The 14,874-nt window shown below is 52.6% G+C and carries 11 protein-coding genes; 5 read left to right on the top strand and 6 right to left on the bottom strand.

Going from position 1 to position 14,874, the window contains the following annotated elements:
• The first annotated feature begins 94 nt into the window (after positions 1-94).
• Together NH461_RS19610 and NH461_RS19615 are read left to right on the top strand one after the other, a co-directional pair.
• Positions 95-658 carry a DUF1415 domain-containing protein gene (locus NH461_RS19610; protein ID WP_261604277.1) on the top strand — a complete coding sequence of 188 codons (564 nt, stop codon included), beginning with the start codon at positions 95-97 and terminating at the stop codon, positions 656-658.
• A gap of 177 nt (positions 659-835) precedes the next feature.
• Positions 836-1,972 (top strand): GGDEF domain-containing protein, encoded by a 1,137-nt coding sequence (locus NH461_RS19615; RefSeq protein ID WP_261604278.1) that lies wholly within the window; start codon positions 836-838, stop codon positions 1,970-1,972.
• Between the two features lie 626 nt (positions 1,973-2,598).
• Here NH461_RS19615 and malG read toward each other — a convergent pair.
• The 3 genes from malG to malE (NH461_RS19630) form a co-directional block, all read right to left on the bottom strand.
• On the bottom strand, positions 2,599-3,489 hold the full coding sequence (malG, locus tag NH461_RS19620) for a maltose ABC transporter permease MalG (protein ID WP_261604279.1): 891 nt from the start codon (positions 3,487-3,489) through the stop codon (positions 2,599-2,601).
• A gap of 11 nt (positions 3,490-3,500) precedes the next feature.
• The gene (malF, locus tag NH461_RS19625) at positions 3,501-5,075 is read right to left on the bottom strand and encodes a maltose ABC transporter permease MalF (RefSeq protein ID WP_261604280.1); all 1,575 of its coding nucleotides are present in this window, start codon (positions 5,073-5,075) and stop codon (positions 3,501-3,503) included.
• 64 nt (positions 5,076-5,139) lie between these two features.
• A complete protein-coding gene (malE, locus tag NH461_RS19630) occupies positions 5,140-6,321 on the bottom strand; it encodes a maltose/maltodextrin ABC transporter substrate-binding protein MalE (RefSeq protein WP_261604281.1) in 1,182 nt (393 codons plus the stop codon).
• Positions 6,322-7,114: 793 nt separating this feature from the next.
• Here malE (NH461_RS19630) and malK point away from each other — a divergent pair.
• A complete protein-coding gene (malK, locus tag NH461_RS19635; RefSeq protein WP_261604282.1) occupies positions 7,115-8,224 on the top strand; it encodes a maltose/maltodextrin ABC transporter ATP-binding protein MalK in 1,110 nt (369 codons plus the stop codon).
• A gap of 169 nt (positions 8,225-8,393) precedes the next feature.
• Positions 8,394-8,573 (top strand): hypothetical protein, encoded by a 180-nt coding sequence (locus tag NH461_RS19640; RefSeq protein WP_261604283.1) that lies wholly within the window; start codon positions 8,394-8,396, stop codon positions 8,571-8,573.
• Between the two features lie 168 nt (positions 8,574-8,741).
• Here the strand turns inward: NH461_RS19640 and NH461_RS19645 are convergent, their stop codons facing one another.
• From NH461_RS19645 to NH461_RS19655, 3 genes are all read right to left on the bottom strand, one after another.
• Positions 8,742-11,579, bottom strand: coding sequence for an amylo-alpha-1,6-glucosidase (locus NH461_RS19645; protein ID WP_261604284.1), 2,838 nt, complete (start codon positions 11,577-11,579; stop codon positions 8,742-8,744).
• 115 nt (positions 11,580-11,694) lie between these two features.
• On the bottom strand, positions 11,695-12,876 hold the full coding sequence (malE, locus tag NH461_RS19650) for a maltose/maltodextrin ABC transporter substrate-binding protein MalE (protein WP_261604285.1): 1,182 nt from the start codon (positions 12,874-12,876) through the stop codon (positions 11,695-11,697).
• 202 nt (positions 12,877-13,078) lie between these two features.
• Positions 13,079-14,290 (bottom strand): potassium/proton antiporter, encoded by a 1,212-nt coding sequence (locus NH461_RS19655; protein ID WP_261604286.1) that lies wholly within the window; start codon positions 14,288-14,290, stop codon positions 13,079-13,081.
• Between the two features lie 424 nt (positions 14,291-14,714).
• On the opposite strand from NH461_RS19655, the gene NH461_RS19660 reads away from it, so the two are divergent.
• Positions 14,715-14,864: a hypothetical protein gene (locus NH461_RS19660; RefSeq protein WP_261604287.1), complete on the top strand. Its 150-nt coding sequence runs from the start codon at positions 14,715-14,717 to the stop codon at positions 14,862-14,864.
• Positions 14,865-14,874 lie beyond the last annotated feature (10 nt).

Raw genomic sequence — 14,874 nt, forward strand, 5'->3', positions numbered from 1 at the left:
TTTTTATCCCTTCCCGCTGGTTCCACTTTCTTTCTCGCACAATATTGTTACTCTTACCCCATTCCTCTTGTTTTAGCAGTACATTGAGTTACCCATGTCGACCATCGATAAATCAGACGTTACCCAACAAGTTCAACAGTGGCTGGAAGATGTGGTCATCGGCCTGAACCTGTGCCCGTTCGCCGCCAAGCCCAACCGCAACAAACAGATTAAAATTCACGTCAGCGATGCCGCCACGGAAGCCGACCTGCTGGAAGATATCTATCAGGAAATCAAAACGCTGGATGACACGCCGGCCGAGGCACTGGACACGACCTTGGTTGTCACGCCAGTTTTATTCGCTGCATTTGAGGACTACAACCAGTTTCTTGATCTCGTGGACGCCCTGCTTCACCAACTCGGCAAAGAAGGCACCTATCAGGTGGCCAGTTTCCATCCGAATTACTGCTTTTATGGGACGGCTCCGGATGACGCAGAAAACCTCACCAACCGTTCACCGTTTCCGATTTTTCACCTGATCCGCGAAGCCAGCGTTGAAAAAGTCCTGAAGCATTACCCGGATCCGGAAGGCATTCCCGAGCGCAATATTGACTGTGTGGAAAACTTGTCCGAAGCACAAGTGAGAAAATTATTTCCTTTTCTTTTCAAATCTTTGTAAAGATAAATGAGGAATTGACGATAGTAAGATAAAGGCACTGTATCCGGTGCCTGCAACCAGAAATCTGTAGTCATGCCGACCATCTCATTCGCCCAGTTCAGAAATGCCGGAGTGCGCTTCGGCACACCGCTTGTTCTCGCGGCTTTAATGCTTATGTCATTCGAGTCGGTGCTAGCGGTGTTTGCACACTACCAGGAACTGTTGTTGGTATTGCCATATGTATTGCTTGGGCTGGTGATCCTCCTCAGCCAGCCCTTCAATCAGGGCAAGACTGCCCTGACGGCGTTAATGATGGTCATTGCGTTTTATATCATTCAGACCTATTTGCAATCTCCGCTGAGCAATGCACAAACCCGGCTGATTTACCTGCTTCTGGCTACCTTGCTGCCGCTCAACCTGCTCCAAGTCCATATCCTGCCTGAGCGACGGTTGTTCTCCCGCTTCGGCAGCGGTTATTTACTGTTTCTCGGTGCCCAACTGGGATGGGGAGCCCTGGTCGTAAATCATTTTGCCGGACATCCCCTACCCGAGCTCTGGGACAGTTATTTCTTCACCTTGAAATCCCTGTCGCCTTTACCCATTTTATTGCTCCTGCTCTATCTCGGCATTTGCCTCGCCTGCGGTTCCGCGGTACTTAAACGCAATCAGAGCCATGATCAGGCCATTTTCACCTGCCTGCTGTTTGCCGGGATCACATTTGCCACATTTCAGCAGGCATACATCTCCGCTGTGGCATTTTCCGTCACCGGAGTGCTCCTGCTGCTTAATCTGATCAGCTGCAGCCACGAGCTGGCCTACATCGACCCGCTGACCGGGATCCCCGGTCGCCGTGCGCTGGAAACGGAGCTGAAACATTTAGGTCGCAACTATGCCCTGGCCATGGTCGATGTCGACCATTTCAAAGCCTTCAATGACACCTATGGCCACAAAACCGGTGACGACGTCCTTCGACTGGTCGCCCGGAAAATGCAGACCATCAAGGGCGGCGCGGAAGTCTACCGCTATGGCGGGGAGGAATTTACGGTGCTGTTCAAGGGGAAAGAAAAAGCGCAGTGCCTTCCCTATCTGGAAACCTTGCGGGAAACCATCGCTGGCTACGAAATGACGCTGCGCCAATACGACAGCCGAGACGACAATGATCAGCAAGGCGCCGCCAAACGCGGCAAGAAAGCCGCCAAAGACACGGTCCAGGTGACCGTGAGTATCGGGGTCGCTGACAGCTTCCCGGATACCCATCCAACCGCGGTGATGAAAGCGGCCGACGAAGCCTTATACCAAGCCAAACAGGCCGGTCGTAACCAGATCGCCAGCTGAAGACATAAAAAAACCCGATGACAACATCGGGTTTCGGTTACCAATTCAACTTACCTTTCCCTTTACAGCAAAATGTAAGTCCAGCTATGCAGCAACGCCAATATCAATTGAGTACAGTGACTTCCCAACGGATCGGCGGCCAAACCATCATCAGGACTATACCCGGGAGCTGCTCACCATAAGTGAAGTGAGCATTATTATTATCAATTCGCTATTTGGCAGAATAAATGCCTTCTACGCATTATACCAGCAACCCAACGCACGGTTACAAGCAAAATGATCCGGTCAGCACCATTATTTTATATGAAGAATAATTACACCGGTCTGGAACTCAGTCCTCAATTATTCATAACTTAGCAAAACCGAACCTGAATGCGAGCCCGTTAATCCGCTCAGAATGCATGGAGGGGCGACTTTTTCTTCCATAAAAACAGTCCGTTCAAAAGCAAGCATGGCCGGAATCCGGTGCGTTTATGGCAAAGCTCCCCCGCAACCACACGCAACCGACGAAGACTAACCCTGAAACATGACCAAAAAATGATCCTGGCTGAGGCAATCACCAAAATAAAAAGGCTTACCCTGGAGGTAAGCCTTTGAAAATGAATGTCTCGTTGCCGGAGGCGAGATCAGCCTTTCACACCACCCGATGTCAACCCCCCCACCAGGAAGCGCTGAGCCATCAGGAATACTGTGGTGATTGGAATCGCAGACAACACGGCCGCCGCAGCGAAATCGCCCCACAGATAGTTCTGCGGATACAGGTACTGCTGCATCCCGACCGCCAGGGTGTAGTTATCGACATCCGTCAGCAGCAAAGAGGCAACCGGGACTTCTGTGACTACCCCGATAAACGACAGGATAAACACTACGGCCAGAATCGGCACCGACAGTGGCAGCAGTACCAGACGGAATGCCTGCCACGGCGTCGCACCGTCGAGGGCTGCCGCTTCTTCCAGTGAGCCGTCGATCGTTTCGAAGTAACCTTTGATCGTCCAGACGTGCAGTGCGATCCCACCGAGATAGGAGAAGATCAGGCCGCCATGCGTATTGAGGCCCAGGAACGGAATGTATTGACCCAGGCGATCAAACAGGGCGTACAGTGCCACCAGCGCCAGAACCGCCGGGAACATCTGGAAGATCATCATCCCTTTCAGAATCGTGCTCTTGCCTTTAAAACGCAGGCGGGCAAAGGCATAGGCACTGGTAGTTGACAGGGCAACGATGATAATCGACGTGATCCCGGCAACTTTGACGGTGTTCCACAGCCACAGCAGGACCGGGAACGGTGGCGGTGTGACACTACCGTCAGCATTGGTCACTGAGAAGCCCAGCGCCAGGCGCCAGTGATCCAGCGTCGGGTTACTTGGGATCAGCTCACCACTGGCGAAGTTCCCTTCACGCAGCGAGATAGCAATAATCATCAGCAGCGGGAACAGGATCATCGCCAGGAACAGGCACAGTCCGATATGGGTCGCCCATACCCGGTACTTCAAAGATTTTGGTTGAACCATTGGCATGACGTTTCTCCTTAATCCTGCTCTAGGGTCGACTTTGTGAATTTCAGGTTCAGCAATGCCATCACACTGACCATCAGGAAGATAATCGTGGCGATTGCACCCGCCAGACCGAAGTCCTGGCCACCGCCCCCTTCAAAGGCGATACGGTAGGTGTAGCTCACCAGCAAGTCGGTATAACCGGCCGGCTCAGACGTACCCACCATATTCGGGCCACCGGAAGTCAACAGCATGATCATGACAAAGTTGTTGAAGTTAAATGCGAAGCTGGCAATCAGCAGCGGGGTCATCGGCTTGATCAGCATCGGCAGGGTGATCTTGAAGAAGTTCTGCACCGGACCGGCACCATCAATGGCGGATGCTTCGTAAAGATCGTCCGGGATCGATTTCAGCAGACCCATACACAAGATCATCATGTAAGGGAAGCCCAGCCAGGTATTCACCAGCACCACCATGACCCGGGCCATCACTGGATCAGAGAACCAGGACGGTTTGATACCGAACAGCGCATCAAGCATCATGTTGATTTCACCGAAACTCTGGTTAAACAGCCCCTTGAAGATCAGAATCGAAATAAACGACGGGACGGCATACGGCAGGATCAGCAGCACACGGTAGATGCCACTCCCTTGCAGCGGCTCCCACTGGACTACGCAGGCCAGCACCATCCCGACCGCCAGGGTCAGGGCAACGGCCAGAAAGGCAAAGACAACTGTCCAGATGAAGATACCGACAAACGGCTCTTTAATCCCGTCATCCGTCAGTACGCGCTCGAAGTTGGCCCCACCAACGCCGACCACAAATCCAGGAGAAATCGGCTTGTCGACAAAGTTCCCGTCGGCATCAACCGGCTGGTAATAACCAATGGCCATGTTGGGTTGATACAGCTGTTGGGTCTGGTTATTGAGCAGGGTCAGGCCATCATCCTGCAGGGTAAACAGTGGTTTTTCTGCCGCAAACTTACGCAGGCCGCTCATGGTGATTTCATGGCCGTCCGGCATCAGCAGCTCAACCTGAGACAAGCTGTCGCGGTTGTTGACAATGGTTTTAATCTTTTCTTTTTCACCGTGAACTGCCGTGACCTCACGCAGGTTCATGGTGCTTGGTGCAGTAAGGTCAAACACATCCGAGGCCAACAAGACACTGCCGTCCTTGATGACAATCTGATGCCCGTGTTCAACTTTATACAGATCAAACCGATAGCTTTCACCCGACTGGAAAGACCGCTGTTGCAGAACAGCCTGTGTCCGGTCCAGGGAGAGCTGGTTCGATGCGCTGTAGTTGGTAAATGCCAACCCAACGGTATAAACAAGCGGGAAAATAATGAAAATCAACATCCCGGCAATCCCGGGGAAAATATAACGATGGGCGTAAGTTCGTTTACTGCCGAAGATATAAAGAGCCAGTGCGGTAAGAACAACTGTAAGCAGTGCAAACGGGATTTCGCCCTGCGCGTACATCAGGATAGTGGCATAACCGTTGACCGCACCGATCATGCCGAGCAGCGACCATTTCAGCCACTTGCGATAGTTAAATTTCGGGTCTTCTTGTTGGGATTCTAAAAGCCCTGCACCTTGAACTGACTGCATCTCAGCTCCTTCCTAGCAAAAATGACAAAAGAAAGGTGGGGAGGAACACCCTCCCCGGAAAAAATTACTTCAGCATGTGACGCGCAGCGTCATTCAGTGCCGCATCTGTATCCTGACGGCCGTCAACAACGTTTTTAATTGCGTTGCCCTGGGCATACCAGAATGCCGTCATCTGAGGCACGTTCGGCATGATTTCGCCGTTCATGGCGTTATCCATGGTTGCAGCGATGCGTGAGTCATTGTCCAGTTTGCTCTGGAACGATTTCAGTGCCACGGCACCCAGTGGTTTGTCATCGTTCACCATGCCCAGACCTTCATCGGTCAGCAGGTAGTTTTCGATAAACTCAACCGCCAGATCTTTGTTTGGTGATGCAGAGCTGATCCCCGCAGTCAGGATGCCGACGAATGGCTTCGATGGGCTGCCGTTCAGTTTCGGCAGCACAGTGACGCCGTAGTTGATACCAGACTTCTCAACGTTGCCCCAAGACCAAGGACCGTTAATCGTCATCGCCACGTTGCCTTTGTTGAACTCCGCTTCAGAGATGCTGTAGTCCATGTCCGGTGAAATCACTTTCTTGTCAATCAGCGCTTTGATGAAGTTCATGCCGTGCTTGGCACCGGCGTTATTCACACCGACATCTTTCACGTCGTAACCGTTGGCGGTGAATTTGAACGCGTAACCACCGTCTGCAGACAGGACCGGCCAGGTGAAGTACGGTTCTTTCAGGTTCCACATGATGGCTTTCTTACCATCTTTCTGCAGTTTCTTGTCCAGCGCTTCCATGTCTTCCCAGTTCTTCGGCGGGTTCGGAACCAGGTCTTTGTTGTAAATCAGAGAAAGTGCCTCAACCGCGATCGGGTAGCCGATGTACTTACCGTCGTATTTCACGGCATCCCAGGTGAAGTCGATGATTTTGTCTTTCACTTCCTGAGACGGCTTGATTTCTGCCAGCAGGCCGGATTTGGCATAACCACCGAAGCGGTCGTGTGCCCAGAACACGATATCCGGGCCGTCACCGGCCGCAGCAACTTGCGGGAATTTTTCAGACAGGCCGTCCGGGAACGCCACCGTCACTGCAATCCCTGTGTCTGCTTCAAATTTCTTACCCACTTCGGCCAGGCCGTTATAGCCTTTGTCACCGTTGATCCAAATGGTGAGTTGACCTTCTTCAATCGCGGCGTGTGCATTTACAGAGCCAAGTGCGGCTAGGGTACAAAAAGCGACAGTGCTGAGGACTTTCTTCATTGTTAACATCCTTCGTGATTGTTATTTGTCTGCTGCAGAGTCATCTCTGTCAGCGCAATTTGCAGTCTGTATCATCCACCAGTAATCAGCACTCAACATCATCCTGAGTCCTACGCCCCCTAACCCTCAGATTTGAAAGCGTGATCTCTGTCGTTTCGATGAGTGACGCAGATCTAAAAACGACACTTGATTGTGATGCAACGCACATGGTACTGCGTTCAAATTGCAACATCAGCTGAGTTAACAACAAAGTGTGATCCAAGCACTCCTCCCCCCCTCATCCCCCTGCGAATTTCTTCGCAAGGAGGATGTTTCCCCTGTTGAGCTGGGTAAAAATAGCACCATACCCAATGGGGTAGATGAAGATGTTTTAACTGTTTGCACGATGCAATGAATACCAATCACAGTGAATCAGTGGTCAGAAATAGCGTCGGAAAAAAGCTTGAGAACAAGGCAGAATTTTTAGATAAGTAGTTACTCTACAATCAAAAATTCTAACGCAGTTATCGAGCGTTTTAACAAGCTAGGATGACCAGTTAGTTACGGCGATTGGTATCACTTTCACAGTTTGTTCTTTTTTATTGGAAACGACAGTACCGCACTACTTCTTGGGGAAGTAAGTAGTCCGGCTTTAGTCAGGGTAGCGATTCATTCCACTGCCTGAGTGAATACCCGCTACCCGCTCTTTTTCTTCTCTACTGCCGAAAAATTCTTTACCGGCAAGGTACAGCATGAATATCATTCCCACGCAAGGTACCTTGCAGGCAACAACGAACTTAGAGGAATAGGCTTGATGGCAAGTGTCACGTTACGAAATGTATGTAAAGCATATGGAGATAACCTGATATCCAAAAATGTGGATCTCGATATTGCTGAAGGCGAATTCGTGGTTTTTGTAGGGCCGTCAGGTTGTGGTAAATCAACGCTGCTTCGCTGCATTGCCGGCCTGGAAGATATCACGTCGGGTGATCTGTACATCGGTGAAGAGCGGATGAATGACGTCCCGCCATCCCAGCGCGGGGTCGGCATGGTGTTCCAGTCTTACGCACTGTACCCGCACCTCAACCTGTTCGACAACATGTCTTTCGGGATGAAGCTGGCCAAAGCCGACAAAGCCGAAATTAAGAAGCGTGTTGACCATGCGGCAGATATTCTGCAACTGGGCCACTTGCTTGAACGTAAACCGAAAGCCCTTTCCGGTGGCCAGCGCCAACGTGTTGCCATTGGCCGGACTCTGGTTTCCCAGCCGAATGTATTCCTGCTTGATGAACCGCTCTCTAACCTTGATGCGGCACTTCGGGTGCAGATGCGGATCGAAATTGCCAAACTGCACAAGCAACTGGGCTGCACCATGATTTATGTAACCCACGACCAAATCGAAGCCATGACTATGGCCCAGAAAATCGTGGTCCTGGATGGCGGTTTTGTCTCCCAGGTTGGTAAACCCCTGGAGCTGTACCACTACCCGCAAAACCGTTTTGTCGCCGGTTTCATCGGCTCGCCGAAAATGAACTTCATGAGTGTGTCGATTGAACAGGCCGAAGACGAGCGCGTGATGGTGCAACTGCCGAACGGTGCAAGCTTCTGGATCCCGGTTGACGGCACCACAGTCAACAAAGGCGATCGCATGTCGCTGGGGATCCGACCGGAACACCTGGTGCCTTGTGACGAAGGCGATGCCTGCGTTGAGGGCAAAGTTCAGGTGGTTGAAAAACTGGGCTATGAAACCCAAACCTACCTGAACCTGGAACATATGGACGCTGATTTCATCTACCGCCGCCCGGATACGCTACCGGTCGAAGTCGGAGATAGCTACAAAGTCGGTATCCCGGCGCACCGCTGTCACCTGTTCCACAGCGATGGCCGTGCCTGCCGCCGCCTGTACCAGGAGCCGGGCGTTTAATTTCTGATTCCCTCCTTTTCCCTTACTTTCATGTTTGCGCTGCTCAACCGGGCAGCGCTTTTTTATGTCCTCACTGCCGGTCACGGCTAAACTTAAAGATGCCGGTCGGACAGACCGCTGTCTTTGAAACCCGGTTGAGAGAAACGAATCGTTGATGGAGGATCATTTGATGAGCAGCCACGACCGAATTGAAGATCTCGAGCAACGCATTTACATGGCGTATCAGGAAGGTGACTATCAGGAGGCCAAAGCACTTGAAGCGAAAGTCAAAAAGTTAAAGGGGGATACACACCTGTACGACGACAACGAGCCTTATTCGATTGAAGGCAAAGTGTTTTTAGACGAGTAGCCGCAATCTACGGCTTCCACACTGGCACCGCCAGTGATGCTGCCCGACCACCAGGCAACCGGGAAAGCAACCGACGACCGAACAAAAAGCGCAGCCCGAGGGCTGCGCTTTTACATGGCAATTTGATCTGACGATATGTGACCTGACGATGCAGCCAACATTAGCACCTTAGTCCGTGGCTTGGGCCAGATCGCTACGCTCCACCAGACGCTGCAGGACATGCGGTGACTGCAACACCGGAAAAGTTCGTCCGGTCTCCGGTTCGGCAAAGCAAAGATCCCCCATCACGGCCTGATAGCTCGGCTGAATACATGCCAGGTTGACTTCCTGCCCGTTCACTGCCGCATGAACGGTGACCGGATCAAAACTCACCGTCAATGGCTGCGTATCGGCAGGCAGCACCAGCTGATATTTGGCACAGTCTGCACCGGTCAGGATCAACACCAGTTGCTCGACACCAACACCAGCAGCGGCACCGGCAGCCGAGGCATTCAGCTGCAACTGATACACCTGCTGCGCCCCACAGCGCTCAAATCGAACCTCTAGCGATGCCGGGTCATCTTGCGCTTGCGTTTGTCCGAAACTTAACACCGCATCAAACGTCTGCCAGGCCGACGGTAAGCAGGGTGCCAGTGTCAGCTGACGCGCCATCAGGTCGGGCCGGAATCCCAGATAATCCTGATACCCGTTGCGGGTAAACTCAGACACTGACCAGGCCTGCGCGTAGGTGCCGGACGTCGTCAGGGCGCCTTGCTCAGTTAAGAATGCATCCAGGTTTTCGCTCATGGCACCGCGATGACCCAAGGTCAAAATTTGCTGCGACAGGTTTTGGGTCAGCTGGTAAGCAAAATCAGCATAGCCGTACGCAATCAGACTGCTGACGGTAAAGCCTGCATTCCAACCCCAAATCGTGCCGTTATGGTACGCCGCATCTTTGTGATACTCCGCCCGGTTAGCATGATACGGGTGGAAGTGCGGATCCTTTTGCGACAACGAGGTGATCCCCCACGGGAACAGCAACTCGCTGACCGCATTTTTGACCACTTTGGCACCAATGGCTTGATCCAGCAGATCGCCCTCAAACGGCACGGTCAGTACCATCAGCTGGTTGGGTCTAACCTGCAGGTCACGACTGTTATCTGCGTGCAGGCGATCGGCCAGAATCTCCTGGTCGGTATCCCAGAACAGTGTCTGGAAGCTGGCCTGTACCCGATCGACCAGTTGTTGATAATGCAGCTCGCCATCGCGGTCATCGTTCAGCCGTGCCAACTCAACCGCTACCTTGAGGCTGGTATACCACAGTGCCTGAATATCGTTTGCCCGGTTGCCACGGGCCGACCACGGCAACTTGCCTTCCAGCTTGGCATCCATCCAGGTATCCGGATCCCGGTGGGCCATCAGGCCATGGGCGTCGAGGTAGTTTTTCTCAATGCCGGCGATATAGGTCTGAACGACCGGATAGATCGTCCGTGCATAGTCCGCATCGCCACTGTAGCGCAGGTAATCCCAGATCTCCCGGACCATCCAGGGCGTGCCGTCCGTGGTGTTGTAAATCATATTGGTCAGGCTGGTCACCCGGTTCGGGATGCGGCCAAAATTGATATCGGTCGGATCGGTTTGCTGCATGGTTGAGAAGTTGTCGATAATCGCCCGGGCATCTTCACAATCGCAGTTCACCAGGCAGGTGCCCGACAGCGCGATAAACGAATCCCGTCCCCAGCAATCTTTAAACCAAGGCAAACCCGCCCAGATCCCCTTCCCGTATTCATTGGACACAAAGACTTTCGCCGAGGCTTTGGCCCACATCAGCGTCCGGTTATAGTCCGAGTCCGACGTCCACAGATACGATCGGGTCAACATGTCATACACCTGCTGCTGATGGCGGGTATAACCATCTTCCGCCACCAAGGCTTGCGCGGCGGCAATCGCCTCATCTTCGCTGCCGGCAAAGGTCAGGTAGACGGTCATCTGCGTTTCAGGCGCCAGGGACTCCAGCATCGGTTTGACATGGGTGCCGCTCAGGTGCACCACCTCATTGAGCGCCGGGACCTCAGCAAACGTGACTTCCCGACAACGGAACGGCCGGTTGGCCGTGATTGCAATAAATGAAGGTGTCGCTTCCTGCCGCAATTCCGGCGCCAGCGCATACACCACACCGCCCTCAAAGGCTTTCACCGTTGAGGCATTGATCGCCAGGTTCAACTGCGGCGCGATAGCCAGCGCCGCCGGCTGATCAGCGCGAACCGTCAGGGCTGCAGCCCGTTGCTGGGACAGCAACATCAGGGTGTCGCTGTTCCCCGAGTCGAAATGGTGAGTGACACCATACGGCAGGATATCCGCCTGACTGGCCGCTGTTTTATCCAAAAGTTGATCGCCAACGAAGGCAGCGAAAGTCCCCAGATACCAGCCTTGCTGGTGGCGGTATTTCCCCGCGGCCACAAAGCCATGGGTCGCCCCTTCGTAGTAACCGTCAACATTATCGCCGAAGACAAACGGCGCGGCAGCCGTCTCGCTAATTGCCAGTTGATTGAACAGTTCGGTTGGCGCCAGTACCGGCGCAGCTTTGTCTTGCAGGGCAGCCTGCCCGGCCGTGATCGGAAATTCACCGGAAAACAGTGCCCGCTCCGGCGCAGCATCCCGATTTTCGCCGCCGAGGCCAATCAGCAGCAGCGGCGCTTGTGCATCGACCACGGTCAACGTCAGGGTATAGAGCCCGGTTGCCGGGGCCAGAAACGTCAGATCATTCCCGATCCCTTTGGCCGGAACCAGTGCCTGAGCCTGATCCACTTGGCACGGCATGGCTTTGTATTTGTCAGCGGAAAACGTCAGGTGCTCGCTTCCTGCCTGGTCGGAAATTTTGAAACTATGCTGATCGGCCGGCAAACAAATCACGGCCTGATACTGGCCGTCGCCCATGTAATGCATCGGCGTATCATTGCCCCAGCCATTGAAGGTGCCTTTTACATACAGCGTCTCGCTGTATGGCATCGCTGTTAACCCGTTCACGTCTTCATTATCCTTCTTGCCAGCAAGCCGGAATCGCAAGTCCGCAATCTACCGGCCCGAAATACGCACAATGCGCAGCAAGCTGCGCATTGTGTCCACTCAGGTGAAATCCCTGTTACTTGATTTGCTTGGCCGCTGTATCCAGCGCATCTTTCACGCTCTGGCGGCCCAGCAGTGCATTTTCAATCGCCGCGCCTTCGGCGAACCAATAAGCAGTCATTTCCGGAATATTCGGCATGATCTCGCCATTTTGTGCGTTGGTCATGGTTGCTGCAATCCGGCTGTCTTTTGCCAGCTCGTTCTGGAAAGATTTCAGCGTCACCGCGCCCAATGGCTTGTCATCGTTGACTTTTTTCAGACCATCATCCGTCAGCAGGTAATTTTCCAAAAACTCCACCGACAGATCCTGGTTCGGACTGGCCGCGTTGATCCCGGCACTCAGCACCCCGACAAACGGGTTAGAAGCACCGCCGTTCAGGGTCGGGAAAACCGCCACACCATAGTTGATCTTCGATTTTTCCAGGTTGCCCCACGACCAAGGACCATTGATAGTCAAGGCCACGTTGCCTTTGTTAAATTCGGCTTCGGATACCGCGTAGTCCATGTCCGGAGACACCACATTTTTCTTGGCCAGGCCCACCAGGAAGCTCAGGCCCGCTACGCCAGCGTCGCTGTTGATCCCGACTTGCTTGCCGTCAAAACCGGTTTCGGTTTTCTTAAACGCATAACCGCCGTTGGCAGAGATCATTGGCCAGGTGAAATAGGCATTCTTCACATCCCACATGATGGCGGTCTTACCCTTGGCTTTCATCGCCTTATCGATGGCATACAATTCTTCCCACGTTTTCGGCGGCTCAGGCAGCAGGTCTTTGTTGTAAATCAATGACGGAGATTCAATCGCTACGGGATAACCCACCAGCTTGCCTTCATAGGTCACTGCATCCCAGCTGAAATCGACCAACTTCTGTTTAAAGGACGCAGACGGGTTCACTTCCGCCAGCAGGCCGGCTTTGGCGTAGCCGCCGAAACGGTCATGGGCCCAGAAGATAATGTCCGGACCACCACCGGTCGCGGCCACTTGCTGGAACTTGGCTTCCAGCGACTCCGGGTACTGGACGTTTACCTTGATGCCGGTGTCTTCTTCGAACTGACGCCCCACCTCAGCCAGGCCTTCGTAGCCTTTATCGCCATTAATCCAGATCAGCAGCTCGCCTTCCTGCATCGCAGAGGCGGCAAACGGGAATGCCAAAGCAGTGGTCAAAGAGCAGAGCGTCAGCGTTTTCAGCACACGTTTCATAGTCGATTTCCGTTATTGAGAGTCTGTTAGTTATTGTTTTTGAACCCCTGTATTGTCCCCCTCCGCCCCCGGGATGAGCATCCTCCCCCGCCCTACGCCCCCCGGCAGTTTCGGGCAACACTGTGAACCGATACACAGTTTGTAGGACAAACAAAAACGGCGAAGGATTTCCCTTCGCCGTTTTCATTCTCCCGACCGAAGATCAGGACTGATTCAGATTCAATTTTTTCGCCAGCGGGTCGATCGCCCATCCCTGGACAAACACCGAAATCAGCACAATAAAGAACACCATGTGCATCATGGTTTGTGCGCCGGGCACCCCGGCCGCAGCCGGGATTAAGGCGAACACAATCGGGGTCGCTCCCTTCAGGCCAATCGCCGAAATAAAAAGACGTTTCTGCAAACTGGCCTTGCGAAACGGGAGATAGCTGAGAAAGATTGCCAACGGCCGGGCGATGAACATCAGTAGCAACGCCGGAAGAATCGCCACCAGCATATCGCCGACCAACGCTGCCGGAAAAAACTGCAAACCGAGGATCACAAACATCAGCGCTTGTGCCAGCCAGGAGAGGCTGTTGAAAAAATGACGGCTGACAACTTTGCCACGCTTTAACTCGTTCCCAATCATGACCCCTGCAATATACGAGGCAATCAGAATATTGCCGCCCAGCAGCTCGCTGCCGTAGGCCGACATCACAAAACAGGCCAGGATGAAAATGGGGATCAACCCGAACTCTTCGAGTTTGATCCGGTTCAACAACCGGATACACATCAAGCCACCCAGATAACCGATCAGGCCACCGACCAGAATTTGCTGCGCCAGTTCCAGACCAATGTCGGCGGCATTTTTCGTGGCCCCGGTGCTGAGGATCATTTCTGTCAGAATCGCCACCAGCAGCAAGGCAACCGGGTCATTGGTGGCCGATTCAAACTCCAGTACGGTATCGGTATTTTCTTTCAGCTTGAGTTTTTTCGACTCCAGAATCGAGAACACCGCAGCGGCATCCGTTGATGACACGACCGCGGCAAATAACAGACAGGTCAACAAATCGAAATCGACGATAAAATAAAGCATGCCGCCAAAAATCACCGTGGTGAACAACACACCCAAAGTCGAGAGGATCCCCCCTTCTTTGTAAGCGACGGCGATACTCTTTTTTGACGTATTTAACCCACCGACAAACACAATGACATTGAGTGCCATCGTCCCGATCAATGACGTCAGTGTCAAATTGTCATAAACAAAATTAAATTCACCATTGCCAAACAGCAGCCCGATGCCGATAAAAATCAACAACGAAGGGACGCCAAGGGTTTTCGACGGCTGGTGCAATAAAATCCCCAACGCGATCAGCGCCGCCATGCCAAACATCACCAACTCTGTCGTCAATTGTAGACCCAACTCTGTATTCAATACGCCGCTCCTGTCTGTAAACGTGCTAAAAGTAAAATTATACCCACCTTACCCGATTTTTAAGTCAGACTTATGAAAAAACACATAATTTGACAAAAATTGTCACTTTTCCGCAGGGTTAACTTCTTAGTTATCTTTCATCAACCCAGAACCCTAGTGATAAACCCTTTGACTTCAAAGGAAAGCAAACCATACGCATAAACACCGATCATTTCAGACGCTTCGAGCAAGAAATGGTCAAACCGACATATTGATTACAGACGTCATACGCCCTGTTCTGCTTATTCACTCAGTATAGAGAACTGCCGATGACTCATCGCCAGAAGAATGCGACTAGACTTAATGCCAACAGACAGGCTTTTGTGTCAAACCGCGCAAAAGAAATGTGTTCACTGAATAGCGGTTACACTTGACGAGGAAATGAATGATGAAAGTTAAAGCACTCTTCATTGCTGTCAGCTTACTGTTTGCGAATCTCGCAATGGCATCCGGTCATTGCACCTGGTATATCCAGGATCGTGGCTGGTGTACACCTTACTTCCCCGCCGATGATCATCAACCCGATAAAAAATAAGCATGAAAAA

Origin of the sequence: Photobacterium sp. TY1-4, from assembly GCF_025398175.1 — a bacterium.
In the GTDB taxonomy this organism is placed as follows: Bacteria; Pseudomonadota; Gammaproteobacteria; order Enterobacterales; family Vibrionaceae; genus Photobacterium.

What these genes read in the sequence shown, in the direction of transcription:
- malE (WP_261604285.1), bottom strand. Translation starts at nt 12,876, where the DNA reads ATGAAACGTGTGCTGAAAACGCTGACGCTCTGCTCTTTGACCACTGCT.
- NH461_RS19640 (WP_261604283.1), top strand. Translation starts at nt 8,394, where the DNA reads ATGAGCAGCCACGACCGAATTGAAGATCTCGAGCAACGCATTTACATG.
- malF (WP_261604280.1), bottom strand. Translation starts at nt 5,075, where the DNA reads ATGCAGTCAGTTCAAGGTGCAGGGCTTTTAGAATCCCAACAAGAAGAC.
- NH461_RS19660 (WP_261604287.1), top strand. Translation starts at nt 14,715, where the DNA reads ATGATGAAAGTTAAAGCACTCTTCATTGCTGTCAGCTTACTGTTTGCG.
- malK (WP_261604282.1), top strand. Translation starts at nt 7,115, where the DNA reads ATGGCAAGTGTCACGTTACGAAATGTATGTAAAGCATATGGAGATAAC.
- malE (WP_261604281.1), bottom strand. Translation starts at nt 6,321, where the DNA reads ATGAAGAAAGTCCTCAGCACTGTCGCTTTTTGTACCCTAGCCGCACTT.
- NH461_RS19610 (WP_261604277.1), top strand. Translation starts at nt 95, where the DNA reads ATGTCGACCATCGATAAATCAGACGTTACCCAACAAGTTCAACAGTGG.
- malG (WP_261604279.1), bottom strand. Translation starts at nt 3,489, where the DNA reads ATGCCAATGGTTCAACCAAAATCTTTGAAGTACCGGGTATGGGCGACC.